Annotated in this window: 21 protein-coding genes and 1 tRNA gene; 6 read left to right on the top strand and 16 right to left on the bottom strand. The window is 45.2% G+C overall.

The features are described 5' to 3' along the window. Positions 1 to 61 precede the first annotated feature (61 nt). From DSM107010_RS32345 to DSM107010_RS32335, 5 genes are all read right to left on the bottom strand, one after another. On the bottom strand, positions 62 to 2,515 hold the full coding sequence (locus DSM107010_RS32345; RefSeq protein ID WP_106166447.1) for a tape measure protein: 2,454 nt from the start codon (positions 2,513 to 2,515) through the stop codon (positions 62 to 64). Further along, on the bottom strand, positions 2,515 to 2,664 hold the full coding sequence (locus DSM107010_RS38975; RefSeq protein WP_158631923.1) for a hypothetical protein: 150 nt from the start codon (positions 2,662 to 2,664) through the stop codon (positions 2,515 to 2,517). The genes DSM107010_RS32345 and DSM107010_RS38975 overlap by 1 nt, the downstream gene beginning before the upstream one ends. Positions 2,665 to 2,783: 119 nt before the next feature. After that, on the bottom strand, positions 2,784 to 3,275 hold the full coding sequence (locus DSM107010_RS32340) for a hypothetical protein (protein ID WP_106166449.1): 492 nt from the start codon (positions 3,273 to 3,275) through the stop codon (positions 2,784 to 2,786). A gap of 120 nt (positions 3,276 to 3,395) precedes the next feature. After that, positions 3,396 to 3,566, bottom strand: a complete 171-nt coding sequence (locus DSM107010_RS38970) for a hypothetical protein (RefSeq protein WP_158631922.1) — start codon at positions 3,564 to 3,566, stop codon at positions 3,396 to 3,398. 200 nt (positions 3,567 to 3,766) lie between these two features. Further along, a complete protein-coding gene (locus DSM107010_RS32335) occupies positions 3,767 to 4,075 on the bottom strand; it encodes a hypothetical protein (protein WP_127024930.1) in 309 nt (102 codons plus the stop codon). A 14-nt stretch (positions 4,076 to 4,089) separates the two neighbouring features. Between DSM107010_RS32335 and DSM107010_RS32330 the strand changes: the two genes are divergently transcribed. Continuing rightward, positions 4,090 to 4,515, top strand: coding sequence for a hypothetical protein (locus tag DSM107010_RS32330; protein WP_106166452.1), 426 nt, complete (start codon positions 4,090 to 4,092; stop codon positions 4,513 to 4,515). A gap of 83 nt (positions 4,516 to 4,598) precedes the next feature. On the opposite strand, the gene DSM107010_RS32325 is transcribed toward DSM107010_RS32330, so the two are convergent. Both DSM107010_RS32325 and DSM107010_RS38965 read right to left on the bottom strand, forming a co-directional pair. Continuing rightward, on the bottom strand, positions 4,599 to 4,838 hold the full coding sequence (locus DSM107010_RS32325; RefSeq protein ID WP_106166453.1) for a hypothetical protein: 240 nt from the start codon (positions 4,836 to 4,838) through the stop codon (positions 4,599 to 4,601). Positions 4,839 to 5,160: 322 nt separating this feature from the next. Continuing rightward, a complete protein-coding gene (locus tag DSM107010_RS38965) occupies positions 5,161 to 5,316 on the bottom strand; it encodes a hypothetical protein (protein WP_158631921.1) in 156 nt (51 codons plus the stop codon). Positions 5,317 to 5,384: 68 nt separating this feature from the next. On the opposite strand from DSM107010_RS38965, the gene DSM107010_RS32320 reads away from it, so the two are divergent. Next, positions 5,385 to 6,155, top strand: a complete 771-nt coding sequence (locus DSM107010_RS32320; protein ID WP_106166454.1) for a hypothetical protein — start codon at positions 5,385 to 5,387, stop codon at positions 6,153 to 6,155. A gap of 288 nt (positions 6,156 to 6,443) precedes the next feature. Beyond that, the gene (locus DSM107010_RS32315; protein WP_106166455.1) at positions 6,444 to 6,815 is read left to right on the top strand and encodes a hypothetical protein; all 372 of its coding nucleotides are present in this window, start codon (positions 6,444 to 6,446) and stop codon (positions 6,813 to 6,815) included. A 345-nt stretch (positions 6,816 to 7,160) separates the two neighbouring features. Here the strand turns inward: DSM107010_RS32315 and DSM107010_RS32310 are convergent, their stop codons facing one another. The 9 genes from DSM107010_RS32310 to DSM107010_RS32270 form a co-directional block, all read right to left on the bottom strand. Next, positions 7,161 to 7,532, bottom strand: a complete 372-nt coding sequence (locus DSM107010_RS32310; protein WP_127024927.1) for a hypothetical protein — start codon at positions 7,530 to 7,532, stop codon at positions 7,161 to 7,163. A gap of 76 nt (positions 7,533 to 7,608) precedes the next feature. Further along, complete coding sequence (locus DSM107010_RS40475) at positions 7,609 to 8,961, bottom strand: J domain-containing protein (RefSeq protein WP_199755906.1); 1,353 nt, start codon at positions 8,959 to 8,961, stop codon at positions 7,609 to 7,611. A 277-nt stretch (positions 8,962 to 9,238) separates the two neighbouring features. After that, positions 9,239 to 10,006, bottom strand: coding sequence for an FkbM family methyltransferase (locus DSM107010_RS32300; protein WP_106166457.1), 768 nt, complete (start codon positions 10,004 to 10,006; stop codon positions 9,239 to 9,241). A 25-nt stretch (positions 10,007 to 10,031) separates the two neighbouring features. Continuing rightward, entirely contained in the window at positions 10,032 to 10,214 is a 183-nt protein-coding gene (locus DSM107010_RS32295; RefSeq protein WP_127024924.1) for a hypothetical protein, read from the bottom strand. A 13-nt stretch (positions 10,215 to 10,227) separates the two neighbouring features. Continuing rightward, positions 10,228 to 10,452, bottom strand: coding sequence for a hypothetical protein (locus DSM107010_RS32290; protein WP_106166459.1), 225 nt, complete (start codon positions 10,450 to 10,452; stop codon positions 10,228 to 10,230). A gap of 1,473 nt (positions 10,453 to 11,925) precedes the next feature. Further along, positions 11,926 to 15,411 carry a DNA/RNA helicase domain-containing protein gene (locus DSM107010_RS32285; RefSeq protein ID WP_106166460.1) on the bottom strand — a complete coding sequence of 1,162 codons (3,486 nt, stop codon included), beginning with the start codon at positions 15,409 to 15,411 and terminating at the stop codon, positions 11,926 to 11,928. After that, a complete protein-coding gene (locus DSM107010_RS32280) occupies positions 15,411 to 15,737 on the bottom strand; it encodes a hypothetical protein (protein ID WP_106166461.1) in 327 nt (108 codons plus the stop codon). The genes DSM107010_RS32285 and DSM107010_RS32280 overlap by 1 nt, the downstream gene beginning before the upstream one ends. A 163-nt stretch (positions 15,738 to 15,900) precedes the next feature. Beyond that, positions 15,901 to 16,065, bottom strand: a complete 165-nt coding sequence (locus DSM107010_RS32275) for a ribbon-helix-helix protein, CopG family (RefSeq protein ID WP_106166462.1) — start codon at positions 16,063 to 16,065, stop codon at positions 15,901 to 15,903. Between the two features lie 137 nt (positions 16,066 to 16,202). Further along, on the bottom strand, positions 16,203 to 17,297 hold the full coding sequence (locus DSM107010_RS32270) for a site-specific integrase (protein WP_127024921.1): 1,095 nt from the start codon (positions 17,295 to 17,297) through the stop codon (positions 16,203 to 16,205). 97 nt (positions 17,298 to 17,394) lie between these two features. On the opposite strand from DSM107010_RS32270, the gene DSM107010_RS32265 reads away from it, so the two are divergent. The 3 genes from DSM107010_RS32265 to DSM107010_RS32255 all read left to right on the top strand — a co-directional run. Next, a tRNA-Ala gene (locus DSM107010_RS32265) sits at positions 17,395 to 17,467 on the top strand. A gap of 160 nt (positions 17,468 to 17,627) precedes the next feature. Next, on the top strand, positions 17,628 to 18,485 hold the full coding sequence (locus DSM107010_RS32260) for an Arm DNA-binding domain-containing protein (RefSeq protein ID WP_106166463.1): 858 nt from the start codon (positions 17,628 to 17,630) through the stop codon (positions 18,483 to 18,485). Next, positions 18,467 to 18,946 (top strand): hypothetical protein (locus tag DSM107010_RS32255; protein ID WP_199755905.1); only part of this gene is annotated, 480 nt, incomplete at its 3' end. The genes DSM107010_RS32260 and DSM107010_RS32255, both read left to right, overlap by 19 nt.

The following is an 18,946-nucleotide window of genomic DNA, read 5'->3' as shown; positions in this document are numbered from 1 at the left end:
TTGTCTTTGATGAATTCTTGCCTCAGTGGAATTACACTGCTCAGCCAGAATTACAGGTTATTTAATCCACGATCCTAAGCTCAGCCTCTTGACTTTGCGCATTCTCTGCCCAAGTCTTATTGCTACCCGTTAGTCCAACTAAGCTCATTCGATTGCTAAGTCCAATACCTTGATCGCGAGATTGTATGCCGTATTCCATTGCCCGCGATCGCCGCTCATTATTCTCCTGGCGCTTCCTCCTATCCTCTTCAGCCTTCTTTTCAGCCTCTTCTCTAGCGTTTGTCGCCTTTATACCCTCTTCATTAGTCTTGTTTAGCTTCTGCTGAGCCGCTATTAGACCATCGACGGCTTTGATCGCTGCCGTATAATCTATACCACCCGTTACCCCGTCTCGCACCTTTATACCCCGCGCCGATACTAAGTCTGCGCGCTGGTCATATAGACCCTGTAAAGCACTTGTACCAGACCTTTGTGCATTCCAAAGCTCTAAAGCTGCACCCGATAAACCTGCCCGCCCCTGCTGCGTCGCTATATCAAACTGCTGATCGCGCAGACCCCTACTATTGGATGCAGCTTGCGCAGCTTTTCGGTCATTTTCCTCAATTAGCCTTCTCGCCGCTCTTGCCGCATCATCCGCATCTTTCTTCCGCTTCTTCGCATCAGCCTCCGACGCTTGAGGTTTCCAAGGTGCTAGCGATCTTGCTGTTATCGGTGATGTATCTGACGCTGCAACTGCCGCCCCAGATATCGGATCTCCTATTGAGTTAGATCCCATAAACGCCACTGTACGCGGGTCTAAAAATACACCGTTTTTCTTAATTTTTAAATCCAGATGCTCACCCGTGCTACCCCACGAACCTTTAGCCCCTCCAGTAGTACCGATTCGCTGCCCCTGCGTTACAGTTTGACCCCGCTTAACGCTAATCGTATCCATGTGGAAGATTTGCGTCTCAATCGTGTCATTGCCTATCTTCCCTTCAAGAACCAGCCCGTACTCACCATTATTTTCAAAGACTTCCTTAATCGTGCCTGTCAATGTAGCGGCAAGTGGCGTACCAGTCTTGTAGTCGTAGTCCTGACCCATATGCTTTCTGCCGCCAGACCGTGGAGCGCCAAACACCCCGCCACCTCCTACCATATTGACTCTAGCTCCACCACCAGCAACCGGAAATAGCAGACCCGAACTTCCCTTTTCAATAGCCCTTTGCGTCACCCCTGACTGATCGTTAATATTGCCTGCTAGCTGATTGTAAGCACCAGACAAACCCCCGCCGATATTTTGGATTGACTGGTTAGCCCACTCAAAAAACTTCATTTCGTCTAGCTTCTGAGCTATTTTACCTATAGTTTCAAAGATCGTGTTAAACGTCGCACCAATAGCATTTACGGTCGCTTTCATTAAGTCCAAAGTGTCATTAAGGAACCCTGCCGCAGTATTGACAGCTTTCAACATAGCGGGATAGCGGTCGAAGTAGTCGCCAATCCCCTGCGCCAAATCTTTAGTGTAGGTCATCGCACTGTTGACCACATCCCCAATCGCAGAGCCTAACGCTGCCGCTTCATCCTTAGAGTCCGACAACCACTTAGCCACCAATGAGACCAGACCTCTCGCCGAATCCAGATCGACACCAATACCACTCAGCAGCGCGCTGATATTCTCTAATGCTGCTAACACCACTGGCTTTATCAGGTCGCCAAAATTCTTTTGCGCCTCAACTATCTTGTTATTGAAGGTGGTAAACTCATCGCTCAGTGTCTTTGTAGCGTTTCCCGCATTACCATATGTCCTTATAAGCGCCTCGGTAAAGTGTATGAGCGCATCAGTACCTACTTGACCGTTCTCTAGTAATTTATCTAGCTGGGCTGCGCTAACACCGATCGACTTAGCAAACAGTTGATAAGCCCCTGGTAGCGCCTCACCTAACTGACCTCGTAGTTCTTCAGCAGAGACTTTGCCTTTCGACATCATCTGCTGCACGGCATTGAAAGCACGAGCCTGAGCCTCATTGGACAGCCCTAGCGCTTTACCCGCTAAAGTCAACCCCATAAAGATGCGCTGGGTGCGCTCACCCTCTAGAGCTGTGCCTTTAGATGCCGCCATTAACTCGACATAGCTCTGAGTTGCTTCTTTTACAGGTAAGCTCATGCGCGATATTGTAGAGCTAAGAAATGCCTGCTCTTTCGCTACTGCCGCTGAGCTACCTGCCACTACCAACAGCGTCTTATTCAGCCTTTCAAAGTCTGCCGATGCCGCAACACTGCTGCTAATTGCCGATCCGAAGCTCCTACCTAACTCCATGCCCATCTGGGTTAGTTGCTGCCCCACCCCCTGAAACATGCCTGTAACGACATCCCTCATCGGTGTGCTTTTTACAGAGGAAGCGAGACTTCTTCCAAAAGTCTTTCCTACCTTAGCCCCCTGCCCCATCGCCTCACTTTGTAACCGAGCAAAATCCTTACTCAAGCTCGAAAAGTCTAGGCGGGCTTCGACTGATACTGAAGCGATAGATGGCATTATCCGTTCATCCTTAAGAAGTTAGCAAACCCAGTAGTCCAAGGCATTTCATCATCCTCCTCTTTCTCTACACCCAGACCCTTCTGGATAAGGCGATCTCGATCTTGCGGCTCCATCTCCGGCAGAGAATTAACGCTCAACTGCGTCATATAACTCTGAAACTCTTCCTTCTTAGCCGCCCTAACGAAGTCCCAGAACTCCCAATAAGGTAGCTTCAGCGCCTCTTCCCGCCTATACCCATGCCGCGCAAACAAAGGCAAAACGTCTGCTATGCCTTTAATGTACTCTCTTGCATCTCTTCGGGGGTCTCTTTTGGCGGCTCTTCTACCTGTTCTTCCTGCTTTCCCAGGCTAGAAAATACCTTCTCGTTTACCTGCATAAACAACTGATTTAGCGCTGATGCCGAAATACTAGATAATGTCCCCTTTGGCATATCCGCTATCGTCTCTACCAAATCTTGCATAGGCTTCAATAGCCGCGATTGCTGAGCAATACGAGTGGCATTTAGGCTATTGCGTTTAGCGCTTACGTCCTGGTTTTCCTTTGCCATCAGACTCTTCAGCTCCACCTCAATCCTATCCGTCTCCTCGCGCACCTGCTCGTTGATCGTCTCAAACTCAGCATTAACCTCCGACAGTCTCGCCGTGACACCGACAGTAAGATCCTCATACGCATACACCGGATAAGTACGCCCACCCAACTCAAATGCCATTACAGGCAGCTTCTCACCCAGCAACTTATCCAAATTAACTGTATCCATTAATATGTCTCCAAATATAAATAAACGTTAAGCACTAAAAGCAAATCAATATGGACGTTTGTATAGGGTTTCGAGATATAGACGCGCACCCTTTACATACGTTAAGCCTAAGGACTGCTTCTAAACGTTAATCTCATACGGCAATAACAGCCGAGCCTTACCATTGGCTTCCAATCTATACCAATATTTCTTCGGATCGTCTAGCTCATCCATCGCACTCAGCCATAAAGAACTATACGGCGGCTCTTTTATAAACGGCAAATTTTGATAATGATTCTCATTCTCACGCATACCTATCTTCATCGAAAACACCCTTTAATTCTAACGTATACCGCACCCCGTATACATTTGAGCTAAAATAGACATATACGTATCAGGCGATCGTAATGCCCTTAAGACTAGACACCCCGATTCCGCTCCAACATGCCAGCGGGACACCAAAATACAGACTTCATCAATCCTGAGTCTCTACCACTCCCTTTCAACGAAGGTTATCTCGCAATGTCACCTATATCCACGGTCAACGACACCATTGCTGCGGGAGCCGTCAAAGAGTACGATAATCCTAACCAAATCTCCGCCTGCACCATAACCAGCAACCGAATCCTGAGAGCCACTGTTGACGGCACAACAACACCCACCGATACAGTTGGCGAGGCTATCCCCATCAATACCCCAATCGCACTCAAAGGCATCCCTAACGTGGTCAAGGGCTTGAAGATAAAGAATACCAACGCCACCAACGCCGCAACCATCACCATCCAATACTTTACTCGCGGCGATCTATAACCCCCATACATTCACCTTAGCCGCTATGACTCAATCACCAGACAAATATCGCAAATATTTAGCCGATATCGAGGACTGTGCGGCTAAGGGGATGACCCATGAAGACATCGGGGATTACATTGGCTTAGCCTCGCGCACTGTCCGCCATTGGTGTAGGGCATATCCCGAAGTTATGGCGGCATACAGACGCGGACGGGCAAAGGCAAAAGTATATGTCGTGGGCAAACTATTCGACCTAATCGAGGAGGGTAACGTAGCCGCCACAATCTTCTATCTCAAGACCCAATGCAAATGGCGCGAGACGGGGACTATTAAGGACGACCTACAAGACTTCGATAATACGCCCACGACCCTTAGCGAAGAGTCCCAAGACCGCATTGGAACCCTCATCCGCGAAGTAGAGGAGGAGTTTCGGGCTATGGACACCCTCCGCGCTACCAAGGACACCTAATGCACACGACAACGAGCAACCTAATCCACATCCCTAAACCACCGCCTCCACCACCTGTATAACGAAATTATCGATGGAAGCGACTATTCCAGATATGCTCGCCGATGTCCTAACCTCTTATATCGAGCCAAAGTTCTTTCCGGTTCTGTATCAGCAACATGATCGGTAATCTTATCAAAGAGGCGAGGAATCGGTTTAGGTAACGGCACATTACCCCACGGCTCATAAAAGTCATCCGCCGACCAAGGAATTAACTCATCTTCCGTCCAAAAGTCCTCTTTTGATAAAAGAAGCTCGCCCAGCAACCAAAAGTCCCGATACATACAACCACCATCCAATAAAATAACCGCCCTAAGTCATGCACTTAAAGCGGTTGTATTGTCCACGTCTTCTTGCTGAGATAGATGAGAGCCTTTTCAGTATAAAAATTTCGCTATATATTCCCATTATAGCGTAAAAACCCTGCATACCGTACCCCGTATACTAAAAACAAAGGTTACGAAAATGAGAGTTACCGTAAACCAAGAGGATGTACCTGCAAAATTGGCGGGTGGCAGATGTTGCTTATACTGCGTTTTTGCAAATTATTATTGGTAATAAAGTTCGGTAAAGAATTAGAAGTAACAAAGTATAGCAGTTATATAGTTATAGAGAGATAGAAATAAGCAGCATCTCTTCATAGGAAATAACAGCCACTACATTCTTATCTTCAAATACATAAGATGTGGTGCTTGGTAAAAAAGATTTTTCAAAAGAGCTGGTAGTTTCCTTACCTGCTAAATTTTCGGCATTCGTAGACATTTACGAAATAATAGTATAGACGAGCTGAGATAGATTCCAAATTCTTTTGCAGCAAATGTTTCAAACTAATGACTAATACATCAACAAATCTTTCGGCTTTAGATAAATTCTTCATCACAGTCACAGCCTCGGGTTTTGTAGGAGGTACAGTTCTCAGCTTGATGCCTGGCGTAATTCCACTTGTACCAGCGATTTTCTTTGGTTCCGGCATCTCATCGCTTGTCTACCGCTTTATGGGAGGAATAAGCCAAGACACTAAGTTTGAATTAGGGATAGTAAAACTGGGTGGAACTTTAGCTAGTTTAGTAGCCACTATATGGATATTTAATGAAATAATTAAGTCTCAAGACTTGAAGCAAGCCAAATTAATTTTTAGCCCTAAAGAACATAGATTGTTAGCTTTAGATAGAGAGAATGGAAAGCTTGTACCAGTAAATGTTGTAGTGGACAATATACCACAACGAATTAGTATGGACATTTCAGCACCAGACAGATCAGCACTAAAGAAAATTAAAGATTTTTGCCGAACAAACCAAGGATTTTGTGAAGAGCCAGATTTACCAGCAATCTTTCAGAAAGATATTACGCTAGGAGGAAGGCAAGCAAAGGTATGTATCGACAAAGGGGATTTTGTAGGGTACCCTTTGTTAATTCGAAATGAAAAAAAACCAGGGACTTTTGCTCGTGTCAATGTCATTACTACTGACAGTTGTACAACTTCACCCAATGAACCTATGTTAATAAAAGTTAGCCCTATATCTGCAAAAGATATTTTAGGAAATGCAGAAACAGGAAAAGGATTTGTCTCTATTGCTCCTCTAAGATTTATTCCTGAGTAGGGCTAATAAATTTGGCTTAATTTTAAATCAATTATACGAGGTAATTTAACATGAAAACATTAGCGCTAATCTTCTTGATACTACTTGGCACTACTTCCGCAGCTTATGCTGATTGTATCTACAATGGACAGATATATCCTGAAGGAAGCAGAGTTGGACCGTTCACTTGTAGAAATGGAGCTTGGGTCCGATTATAACTTGGAGGTTTAGCGAACTTGGATTGTGCTATAACTCCCGCTGACATTGTCAACTTAATACAAAAGAATTTAGGAAGGAGTAAGTATAAATATGGCTCCACGACCTCAGCTCAATGGACGCTTAATTCGTCTTAATGAAGATAGCCCCCCAATATATCTGGTTGATGAAGGACGAAAGCGGCACGTTCCAAATCCTCAAACTTTCGACAACTTGTTCCGCGACTGGGACAGACTTGATAACGTTCCTGATTTGAATGAAATAGATGATGGAACAGCAATCTCGAATGGTGCTATTCTTGCCCGTGCTATAAACACAGCTCCAGTTTATTTAATTGACAACGGAGTGAAAAGACATATTGCTAGTCCAGAGACTATGGACAAGTACTACTTCAGTTGGGAGGAGATTCGAGGAGTTGACCAAATAATGTTAGATAACATCCCATCAGGAGCGCAAATTCAATAAGTGCAAATGTTAATCGCTTTGTTTGTGGTGTAGCAAAAAATTGGGAATTCTCATATATTATACCTATGGGAATTCCCGCAGTTTGAAAGCCTTACAGAGTGAAGATTAAAATAGTACTGACTCCCCTCATTTTATCAATAGAGCAGGCATGAGTTTCTGTTAAGATTTTGCTGTAGTCTTATCTATAATTATTACTCCTGATACATAATCATAAGCAAGTAGATAACTCCGTCAGAGAGACTTACTGATATTTACTAATGAGAGTGCAGTATGGTAAACAGTTTTGTCCAAATGCTATTTCTTTTAAATCATCTCCTAGAAAGCGTTTCGAGAAATTAGCGAATGTTAACTATACCCCGCTCTCAGTAGTAACTCAACTAGACTCTTTTTACTTACCCGTTCCTCTCCTCTAATCATCTTCTCTCTCTTTTCGTCGAATACAGGCTCGGGAATAGCTGCCATCGCTTGATAGTTAGATGATTGGTCAGGTGTAATACCAAGGTCGGCTAGCTTAACTTTGGTGCTTTCATTAAACCTATCGTGTTCGTCGATAGGTTTTGGTCTTCCTCCTATGTCTATCGCACCATCCTTCTTCATCTCAACAATCTGCTCACCGATCCTCTTCCAGCATCTCATAGACACAGCACGGGCTAATCTTTCAGCTTCTTCACAATTAGCGTGAATACGACGCAAATAGTCGATCAACATCTCAGTCATGTTGTCTATGTCTAGAGTCCGTTGAATGCTATCAACACCCATCCTTGCTGTTGCGCTCTGAGAAAGCTAAGCCATTTCAAACGGCAGCTTGATATAGTCGTTCCCAGTCAGCATAGGCGTTATTAATATCTTTCATCTTTGCAGCATCACCTGTAGGCATATCAGGATGATACTGCTTGCAGAGATTGCGGTATGCTGCCTTCACCTCTTGCTTAGTGGCTGTAGGAGACACACCCAGCACTGTAGCCCATTTAGTAGAGGTGGAGGTTCTTTGACTGTAGTAGTAGTTATACGCTTCTCTTGCTTGTTTTTGCCTATCTTCCTCCTCTAGCCTTACGTAGTTAGGACTATTCAGAACTTTCTCAACTAACTCCCAATCAGCCTTGAAGCATGTCTTGTAGATTTCTTTTAGCTTCCCTAGCCCCACCAGCTTTTTAACGGCTTTTAGATGCCATAGCTTGAAGGCTTGTATCGTCTTGTCCTTGCGTTCTGGTTTCCAGTCTCCATATTTACCACTGTTAAAGAAGGCAGCTCCATCGGATACAAAAATATCCCCTACCCAACGACTATTCGACTTTGCCTCGTAGAACGGATGCTTACCTTCTTTCAATGCTTGTAACAGGTATAGAACATCCTTCTCTGGCTCAGGAAGTTGTAACAGGTTTGTGAGTGTTGGATTGAACGACATAGCCTCTGGGTTCCCAATCCATCTCCAGTAATTATCGTCAACCTTATCGAGGTGTTCTGTGTAGTATGCAGTCCAATACTGCGCCCTGTCTACTGGAGGTTCGTCCCCTACCCCAAGAGACTTTAGTATATCCCTGCGTCCCGTTTCTATAGCTACTTGGATGAAGTTAGCAAGGCTAGAAAAATGAGTAAAGCAGTCGTGACTTGGGCCTATCTGCCACTGCACAAGTTCTAAAGCTGTAACAACTTTCTCATCGAAATGAGAGATTAGACGATATGTAATCAGCCTGTCTATGGCTCCATATATACTACCCCTGTCTCCCCAGTCACACGGGACTTCTAAAGTGAAGCTGTTATCAATCTGCCAAATACAGTGATTAACCTTGTCAGTTAGTTCTAGAAACCTCTCTAGCTTAGGTTGCTGGTGGGTCTGCCAGAACTGCTCGTATTCTTCATTCCATCCGTATTGGGGATCTAAACGGCAATCAATATCCCAGCATTCGGGTTTGTAGTCCCCTAGCTTAATATCACACGGATGCCTCAAACTGTACAGCTCGATTACTTCGTCCACGCTCATCTGTAGCAAACTGGTTACAGGTTTAAAGGCTGTGTTTGAAGGTGTTGTTTCCTTGTAGAAGCTATCGATTAGACCCTGCACTTGTGGTTTAACAGGGTCGGGTACTCTCATTACAGAGGTCGTGTAAGTCTGCTTTTGACCCCTACCACCTTTCGGCTTACTCATATTCTTAATAGCTCAAACTCTTTGCCTATCTATATTATACCTGTTACAGCTTTAAAAATCAATACTTGTTACAGGTTTTGGCAGCTAAGAGGGGCTGGTTCGATTTGAGGTAGATGCATATACTGAGATTATTGGTATACGCTATGAAAAGAAAAAGACTGAGCGTAGCACTCAGTCTTCGTAGGGATTTCCAGGTATATTAACCAAAATGTTGTAGCACTTTCCGGTAAAGACCTGGATAAGTTGAGATCCAGTGAATTACCGAGTTATACTGCGATTATTGGTATAGCTGATAATTGTCTGTACGAACAAAAATATTGCCGTAGCTATATCCCTTGCGAGAACGAAAAGCATCAGGAAAAAGCCTAAGAAACTCTTGCAAAGTCAACCAATCTTCGTAGGCAAACATAGCCCTCCCCTGCGCCCGGAGATTGATACGCAGGTCTCCAAAGCGCGATAAATAGTCGAGGCAGACAAGAGCTTTACCAACCTCCTTCTGCGACAGGTGGTATTCAAAGGAAAGTAAGGGTATAGGCTGCGTCAGACCCTTTAGCACTTCATATTCCCAACCTTCCACATCGATCTTGCAGTAGTCTGGTCGTCCGTAATCCTCAATAGCTTGATCGAGCGTTATTACGGATACCTGTATCTCGTTTACAGTCACTTCATTGAGCCAATTCTGCTTCAAGCTGGAGTGGGAGTGAACGCTGTTGATGTATAGCGTGGATTCTCCAACTTCCGCACCAACGGCACACTCACAATCAATCAGCTTGTTAAGGTAGTCCATGCACTTCATCTTAAGCTCGTACATGCAATCGGGTTGTGGCTCGAACGCTACCACTCTCATGCCTGCTTCAAGCATTGCAAAAGTCTTTTTACCTACATTAGCTCCTACATCGAAGCAGAGGCTGTCAGGCTCCAACAGCTTCGAGTAGAAAGCTACTTCCTGACGATGCTCAAAATGCCTATATATTGCTCTAATTGGTCGATACAGTCCGATTGTAGAAAGAAGTTGCCGGGTGAACTTTGTGTTTACAGTTTTCATGACTTATCCTGGTGACAGACGAGGGTTAATAGACAATCCTAATTACTTTCCAACCGTCATCCACTTGTTTCAATTCCGCTACTCCATCGTGTAAGTAGCATTCAGCTTTCACGCGCCCATCGTCATAAGTAAACTTAATAATGTTGCGAATAAATTGTTTATTACTGGTGGTATAAATTATTTGGTCTTCCAGTATCTCCACACTCATAAGTTCGCCCCCATCAACCACGCCTTTGCATTATCGGCAAGTGCAGCTCTGCCGTCATTTCCTCTATCCACATGATGGTGATCGTACTGGGATGTTCCCGCTGCAAAACTTCTCTGACACTAGATCTTGATTTGTAACAATAAGCATCGGCATAACTCTTAGTCCAGTAGCCGTCCCGCCCGCCAGTCCAATAGAGTTCGATCCCTTCAGCTTCTGTACAGACAATGTAGTACTTCATAAGGTGATGCCAAAGTTAGCATCTGTAGAATTTATGACCGCGTTACCGAGCTTCCACTATACTGTTTTGGCTTCAGATAATTAGTATTCCATAACACCTATATAACTATATAACGATCGATAAAATAAATTCTATCCCCCTATGCCGCATAAGCTTCACCCTTTAATGCGTCTATTTTTTAGCCAAAGTATTTCAACTCTCTAATAGAGTAGTTTCTTAGGTGCTTACTAACACCTCATTTATCATTGGTTTCCGTAATTATAACTATTAGGATATGCCGCCCTGAGCCAACACATCGAATACGGGTTCAGGAATAGCTGCCATAGACTCAAGAGTTTTATCAACTCGCTTATGACCTTCTTCTGCATAATGCAATAAAAGTTTATAAACTAGTGTGCCAAGTAATTAGAACCGACAGCACCTCTAATTCCTCACTGGATATAGGTTGTAGCCATTTTATCGGTTGATTCGACAGCACCTCACAATACACCCGCTACTATTTTAACCGATTGCCACCCCTCAAGCCTTACCGTATCTAAGTTTCAGCCGCTACAAGACCCCGCAAATTGCCACCCTCAAAGCGGTATCGCTATCATCGACAGTGATAGCGATAAATGTTGCAGTTATTAAAACCATCAATGACCGAAAACTCTTAACCGGTACTAAGATTATTTGGTATAGCAATATCCGTTCGATCTTCGTTGAGTAACTTTGCAGAACGTAATCCAGGTGCAGTAGGGCTTAGAGCCTCTTTTAACTCCCAAAAGTTTGCAGCAGTGACCGAACGAGAAAATCAGCCCCAGTCCGATTTGAAATCGGAAAGCCTCAAACGGTCAATAGCGCCGCAGTCTTTAACCCAGTAGTAGTGGGGATTTCAGCTTTTATAGACTTCCATCCCGCCGCAGTTACCCCCGCTGTAACCCTAGATAATACTGTGATTATTGGGTGCGCGCTGAAATGAGGTTGTAGGGGCTGAAACCTTTGTCATGGGCGGATATTAGGGTGCGCGCCGGGTTTTCGCTCTGACCGAAAATGTGGGGTTTGTAAAGGCTGAAACGCTGGCTGGGTGGTGTTTTGGGACTGACCGAAACCCGCCTGCACATCTGGTCGTCCAATCGCCAGCCGAAATAACCCGATACTGCATTTATTGGTATACCCTTAGAGTTAGTGTGTCTAGGTTTCAAGTGGTCGGAGGTCGCTCGCCTCACAATAGCCTTTTGTTGCGGTCACTGCTGCATATAGATTCCAGCCGCTAAACCCTTGATTTTACGGTCACTGCTATACACATTAGGTCATACTAAGATTATTGTTATAGAGTTTTATCTATGGTGAAGGGCTTTATCATAGATGGATGATGTGTGGCGATTGTGTGTAAAGAGGGGTCTGAAGTTAAAAGATTGGGGTGTTAATGCCTCACTTTTTCCTATAAATATATATAGTTTTAAGAAAAAAGTGAGGCAAGACTGTATCAAATTATGATACAGAATGGCAATATTTGAGGAAGTTTTGGTGGGAGAAGTAGAACCACCCATCAGGCATCCAGACGCAATAATGAGATCCGCATTTGTAAATGTGGAGGGGGTCGTTGTCTTGTGGGTTATAGAAGTAGCCGCAGAGTTCGCTTGTCGGCACATAATCGCGATAGTCTCGTTTTGCATCCTCTGCCGCTTTTCTAACTGTTTCATCGTCCCAAAGTGGCAGATCCCTGTCGATTTGGAACATCCCAACAGACTCTTTGACTTCAACTTCAGTGGGTGTACGTCGCTCTAATTGCCGCATGAACGCTGACTTCCAAGGCGTAATAAGAGCATTGCGGTCAATTACGTGGTAGTTTATCTTTTCCCCTGTTTCCATTTTGGTCGTATGCCGCTTCAGCTCGATGCCAAACACCGCCAAAATGTCCTTAATCAAGCGGATAGACGAACCGCTTCCAATTTGCGATGTTGCAATGCGGTTGCCGAGATACATCCTAGCGTCGTTTCGATTAGCTAAAATATAGTCCCTTACCTGCGTCACTATTGGTGTATCGAAGCATAAATGCTTCTTCTCTAACGTAGCTACAACCAGCTCGTATATACCCGATCGCTTATAGAAGTCTAGCTCTAAGGCGCTAAAGTCAACGTCTGGAAGCCACGGCAACTCTTTCTCCAGCTCAATCAATAGCTTATTATGACAATTGATTCTAGTGTTATCCGAACGCATAAGTTGCCATAAGCGCCGTAGCTTAGCTTTACCACCCTCAAACAGGATACCCTTGACCGCAGCCTCTCGATGCTGTTGGCGCTCTGCTGGGGGTATATGGGCGATTAGCTCCTCAATGTCATGGCGTTGAATGCTCAGATACTCTTCACGGCTAAGACGCTGACCCCGATGTTGCTTAGTCTTAAGCTCCTCAAACTCTTCTCTATCCAGCAATGGCAGAGCTAGCACCTCTTTAACTGCCTCCTCCTTCAAAGCTTTCCGTGTCTCTTTCGCTGCCTCTCGAATGTAATCAGACTCTTTGACTAACTGCATCTGCTGCTCGTAGGCTATTTGCTCCTCTACACTCATCTCAGCAATTGCCTTCTTTGACAGATTGGCTTTGAATCCTTTTTCAAACCAGGTCTGCTCTACCCAAGCCTGACCCGTACGCTCCAACAGTGATTTAAACTCGCTGGCTAGATTCATGCGCTCAAAGTTATCTTGGCACACAAGTTCGGCATAGCACTTAATAAAAGGATCGTTACGCAGGTCGGCAATGATGGCGATCGCCTTACGTCCCCTCGCCACTGCCTCTTTAAGTTCAAGTAGCTCTAGGGCTGCATCGGCTTTATGAAACATGTCTCGGAGCAATAAGTCGGATTCCGTATATTGGTAGCGACGGCTAACAACAAACGGCTCAGTCCATATGTGCCAATCCATAGCCGGACGATATCTGGCAGTTTGCTGTTGGATAGTGCGCGGATTGAAGCTCTCACCGCTATAAAACCCGTAGCCTTTCTCAAAATCGCCCGTAGTGATACTAACGCCAGATTGTAGCGAAGGAGATGCCATAATGACACGCAGCTTGGGGTTATTGCGTAGAAAGCTCTTATTGTCGCGGTTAAACGCCTTAACAGCATCCGTATCGGCGGTTTTTGACGTGATCAGCAATATAGTATCTTTAGGAACACCCCGCTCAATCAGTCTGGCGTGGCGCTCGGTCACTGTACGGCAGGAATCCGACATAAATAGTAAGCGTTTACCTGCAATAACTTCCTCATCAAACTGGTTGATTAGAAGGTTGCGGTCGCGCTCATTTGTACTTATATGAAAAGTCCGCTGTTGCCCCGGATGAGTGTTATTTGCCAAAAACACATCTTTGCGCTCTAAACCCATTACCTCCATAAAGAACTTGATGACTGGCGTATTGATGTGAGCGTCGAGGACGATCACCTGACCCCCAGTCTGCATCGTCTTTATTAACTTTTCCCGCAACGCCGCAATAATTTGCGACCGAGTTTTAGCCATAGTGTCAGCGGTGAAGAGGTCGATCAGCACTTGCACCACCTCGTCAACAATCAAGATATGCGGTGTTGCTTTAGCGCGATGGACTGAGTTGATGCAATAAGCTACATTGCTTACATCTTCTTTCCACTCAGACTTATCATTCTTAGCTGTCAAACCGTATTTAGCTGCCGAATCTCGCTCTAGGGATATGCGAGGAAGTATAGCCTCAACACGTAAGCTGCGGTTGTTAGCTCTAGCTTCTTTGACTCGGTTTTCAGCGACCACGGACTTACCAACACCTACAGCACCAGCGACAGCACAGAGGGCTACCTTTTTCGGCAAGCTAAAGTCAGTTGGGAAGTATCGCTCGTGACAAACAAAGTCTGGCTCCCACGGCAACCCTTGCCACTTCGATGGCTGCTTAGGTGTATATCCTGCTGCCAGGGCGATAACCTGGATAGTTTTCCAAATTTCTTGTCGGCTACATCCGGCATGGCATATATAACCGCCCGTCTCATGATTGACGTGCAAAGAGTCGCCTGAGTGCTCGCCGTTAAGCGCATGAACGGGGCATCTAGCTGTTGCCCATCCCGGTCTACCGCTGTGGATGTAGTCCGGCAAGTATTGCGCCAATGCCCGCATATCATAGGGCTTAAACGAACTCGGATCGGGTATTGTTATCTCAGGCGAGGTTTTACGACTTCTGTTACGACTTTTAATCTTCTGCTGCCACCGAGCAGCGTCCCACCCCGGCAACACTCCATTAAACTCAGCTAAAGTGAAGCGATTAGTAGACTCTTCTACAATCTCAACCTGAGCCACATCCCTTATATCACTGTCCTCATAAGCGCGATAAGGAAACCCAGGTAGCCGCATAAGTCTAGCGGGGTTCCATAGGCTAGGGTCTGAGTTCATGCGCTGAATTAGCCGCTGCTGAAACACGATCCACTCTTCAACAGAGCAGGGGCTTTCCAATGTGAAATAGCAGTGCAGACTCTTCTTCGTCTTGACTACCATTGTGGCGCTGCGGCCAAGCTGCTTCTCAAGCTCTCTAAGCCGATTCCACTGCTCGGCAATAGCTATGTCATCTATCTCATAAAACAGCGCTCTACCGCCTGTAATATCGCTGTCTTGACCTTTTGCAAACTCAGCCGTATCCGTGTCCATCTGATTGACAACAACATAGGCGTTATACCCCTTGTCATAGTGGAAGGCAAATTTTCGCCTATCATCCACTAACCGATCGTCTTTGGTCTTTTGGATGCGTAACTCGGGGTGTCTGCCACCAAACAAGATGTAGCCTTGCTTTGGTAATGGCACAGCTTTACCCCCATTTGGTCTAAAAGCCATACCTTTTGCGATCAGGACATCCTCGGGTGTATTTTTAGGTAGTAGTAGACGGAGGCGCATAACGTCTACCGTGGCACAACCTAAGTTATAGGCGAATCGTGCAACCTGAGTGTAATCGACTAATGTTGTTGTGAGGTACATTAGACTGCACCTCCAACCAAAACGATCGCTCTCTTATTAAGCCATTTAATCCACTTTTCACAGTTGGAGCAGTTTAATGAATAAGCATGGGGCGGTTTACCAATCTTTACTGTTACGTCTTCGCATCCGCATCGCTGACAATAACCTATATGCCCCCGTAGTGCTTCTGCTGCATCCCCAGATAACACCACATCTACCAAATCGCCAACCGCAAACCACGCCTCACTTGCTGGGGTTGACATTGACGTGTTAATATAATTAATGAGAGAGAGTGAAGCCCCAGAATCGGCTACAATAGAAGTAGCGTATAGGTTTTGGTCGGTCATAGTAACTCCTTTTTGTTTGGTTGATTCGACATTGAATCACTTGGTGATTCGATAGTTGAACTCCTTGGTTAAACCAGCTCTCAACTTGATGCCTTTGGTCGGGGATTAGTTGAGAAAACGTCTTAAACACCCTTCTAGCTGCTAACTAGAGGGGTGTTTTGATTTATGCGCCTATCTGAGCCAAATAGCGATCGAGCGCCTCTCTTAGAATCTCAGATTTTTTCCTATTGGTAGAAACAGCTAACTTCTTCAATTGGCGATTAGTAGAAGTGGGTAATTTAAAACTGAGAAAATCTGATGTTTCCGATTCTTTGAGTCGCTTTCGCATCGTCTCTACCTCTTGTTCATATTTTATATAGTAACATTTTTGAAATTCCTGCGTAGCTTACATTTGACATTTTAAAACTAACAACAATCTGCACCCTAATATCCACATCCTAATAATAGGAATACAATAGGATAAACCTAAAACAAATCCGGTATTTGGGGTTGAGTTACTGTACCGACATAGGATTCATACAGCACTCTGACAGCGTGACCAGTCAAGGCAGCGATTGACACAGGACTCATGCCGGACTCTAGAGCATGGCTAATGAAGGTAGATCTTGTTAGGTATGGTCTACGATAGGGGATAGCAAGCTTGGCTAGCACGTTCCTCCAAGCCCGGTTAGCGAAGTTGTGTTCGTCGATTGGTAAGCCAGTAGGAGAAGGGAAGACAAGGCGATCGGGCATTGAGTCAGCAGTTATGCTCAACCGAAATTGTTGACCGTCTAGCAAACTTCGCAGCCTGTCATTGATAGGGATATAGCGATCGCGATTGGTCTTGGTGCCTTTTCTCTGTCCCTTGCTGATAGACTCCCCTATCCAGATAGCATCCTTGCTAACACTGCCCCATCTCAATGCTCTAGCCTCACCAGTACGACACCCGGTCAAGAACAAGAACTCCACGAATGGCGCATAGTGGCTGTAGTACCTGTCACACTTGAAAGCGTTGACGATCGCTATGATTTCATTCTTGGTGAAAGGGTTTGGTTTGCGTTTGGGTGGGACTCTGATGCGTTGTTGCAGAGTCTTCCAGGGATTGATGGGCTGTTTGCTCCAATTCCAGCAAGCTGCTAGTAGACCCAACCTTTCTTTATACACGCGATCGGACAAATCACCCCTAATGGTTTCAGCGAACGCTTTAGCAGTAGCGACACCAATTGTTTGTGCTTGCTTGCTGCCTACAGTATGTGCCTGGAGTTGATTCAATATGGCTCTATACTTGTCTAGTGTAGTGCTAGCTACCTCCCTAGCTTGGATGAATTGCTCAAATAGGTTTGCAACGCTAACGGGTGCTTTAGCCGTAGGACGGTACTTCTCTAGCGTGTGGTCACAGCTACCACTTAGCAGATCCACATCAATTTGACGGGCTATTAGTGAAGCTCTAATGCGGTTTTCTTTGGAGTCGTGTAAACCGACTGCTAGCGATCTCTGGGAGCCATTAACCCTGAAACGCAGACGCAGCCTACCTTCTACTGCTTCAACAGCGACAGTATTCTTTGCATTTTTCGTACTCATTTTCATACTCAAACTGATGAATACGATCGCTGAATGTTAAAATACCAAGTGGCATATAGGAATTTGAGACTAGCAGTCCAAAATCTAAAATTAGTACGGGGAATTAGCTCAGTTGGTAGAGCGCTGCGATCGCACCGCAGAGGTCAGGGGTTCGAGTCTCCTATTCTCCATCGCCTGTAACCCTTTCTATTAAAGGGTTTTGTAGTTTATCAGCCTAACTTTGTTTACGAGTTCATTCTCAATAAGCAACCCAAAAATGGGTACAGATCGAGATATCTAGAGCTGGAATTGAGATAGGATTGAGATAATTCAATCGGGGCTATTAAGCATATGGCAAGGGTTTCGGACGCTACGAAGAAACCAGATGAGATAAACTCAGGTTCTCGATCTTTATCTCAATTCGTATCTCAATCTCAACAAAAGAAGAAAGCAGCTAAGGGGACAGTCGTAGTTCAGATATTTAAGGAACGTCTGCGTTTAGTCTGGAGCTACGCCGGAAAGCGTTACTTTCTCTACTTGGGGCTACCCGATAGTAAGACGAATCGAATTGTAGCTGACCAAAAAGCTAGACAGATAGAAGGAGACATGGCTACGGGTAATTTTGACCCAACCCTGAAAAAGTATAAATTTGAAGCTGTTTCCAGACGAAGCCAGATATCAGCAGTTGCTCTGTTTGAACAGTTTACAGAGAGTAAAGCTAAGTATCTAGCAACTCCGACTCTAGCTAAATATGCCGCGATTGTCGGGTATTTCAAGCAGTGCTTTGGAGACAATCCAGCAAGTGCGATCGCAGAGGTTGATGCAGAAGCCTTTACCGATTGGTTGTTAACTCAGATTGAACCAATTACAGCAAAAGATAGATTAGCTCTAATTAAGGCTTGCTGGCGATGGGGAATCGAGCAAGACTTGGTTGAATCTAATCCTTGGAAAGAAATATCCAAGCGCATCAAGCCCGCACCAAAGCAACCGCCTAAGCCTTTCAGCCGTGAAGAGATGGGGGCGATCGTTCATGCTTTCAGAAGCGATCGCTACTACCATCACTATGCTGACTACGTAGAGTTTTTATTTGGAACAGGTTGCCGCACAGGTGAAGCAATTGGATTGAAATGGAAACACGTTAGTAATGATTGCTCAACCGTATGGATTGGCGAAAGCTTGAGTCGCAAGGTATGTATCAAAAGAAAGTGAATCAGGACGGTTCTCTGAAGGAGGAATACATTCAGCAGTTATATTCTTATGGATGGAATTGGTCTGACATTAATAATCGCGCTCAATCGTTTCAAGAAGAATACGCTTGCCTGAAGGCACTAGACGAAACCGAGCCGGAGCCTTGGGTAGAATATACTGCTGAAGATTTATTTTCCCAAGAGGAGAGAAAGAAATTTAACCCAGATGGCACGCTCAAGCCAGAATATATGGAGTATGCCCGCAACATTGGTCTCAGCGAGGGATACCTGGAACAATTGGAGTACAAAAAGAAACTAGACGTAGAGAACTTCAACCGGATGTCTGAGAATTGGGCTGCTCGTGGCATGAACTTTGGCGAGTACCAAATGCGATCGCGCTTCAGTGCGAGCGAGAGTTATGCACAGCGCCAAGAGCAGGTACGGCAAGATATTCGCAACGGTGAAGACCTTGATTCTCTACCA

This window comes from Chroococcidiopsis cubana SAG 39.79 (genome assembly GCF_003991895.1).
Classification (GTDB): Bacteria; Cyanobacteriota; Cyanobacteriia; order Cyanobacteriales; family Chroococcidiopsidaceae; genus Chroococcidiopsis; species Chroococcidiopsis thermalis.
This window is presented reverse-complemented; position numbering and strand designations above follow the sequence as displayed.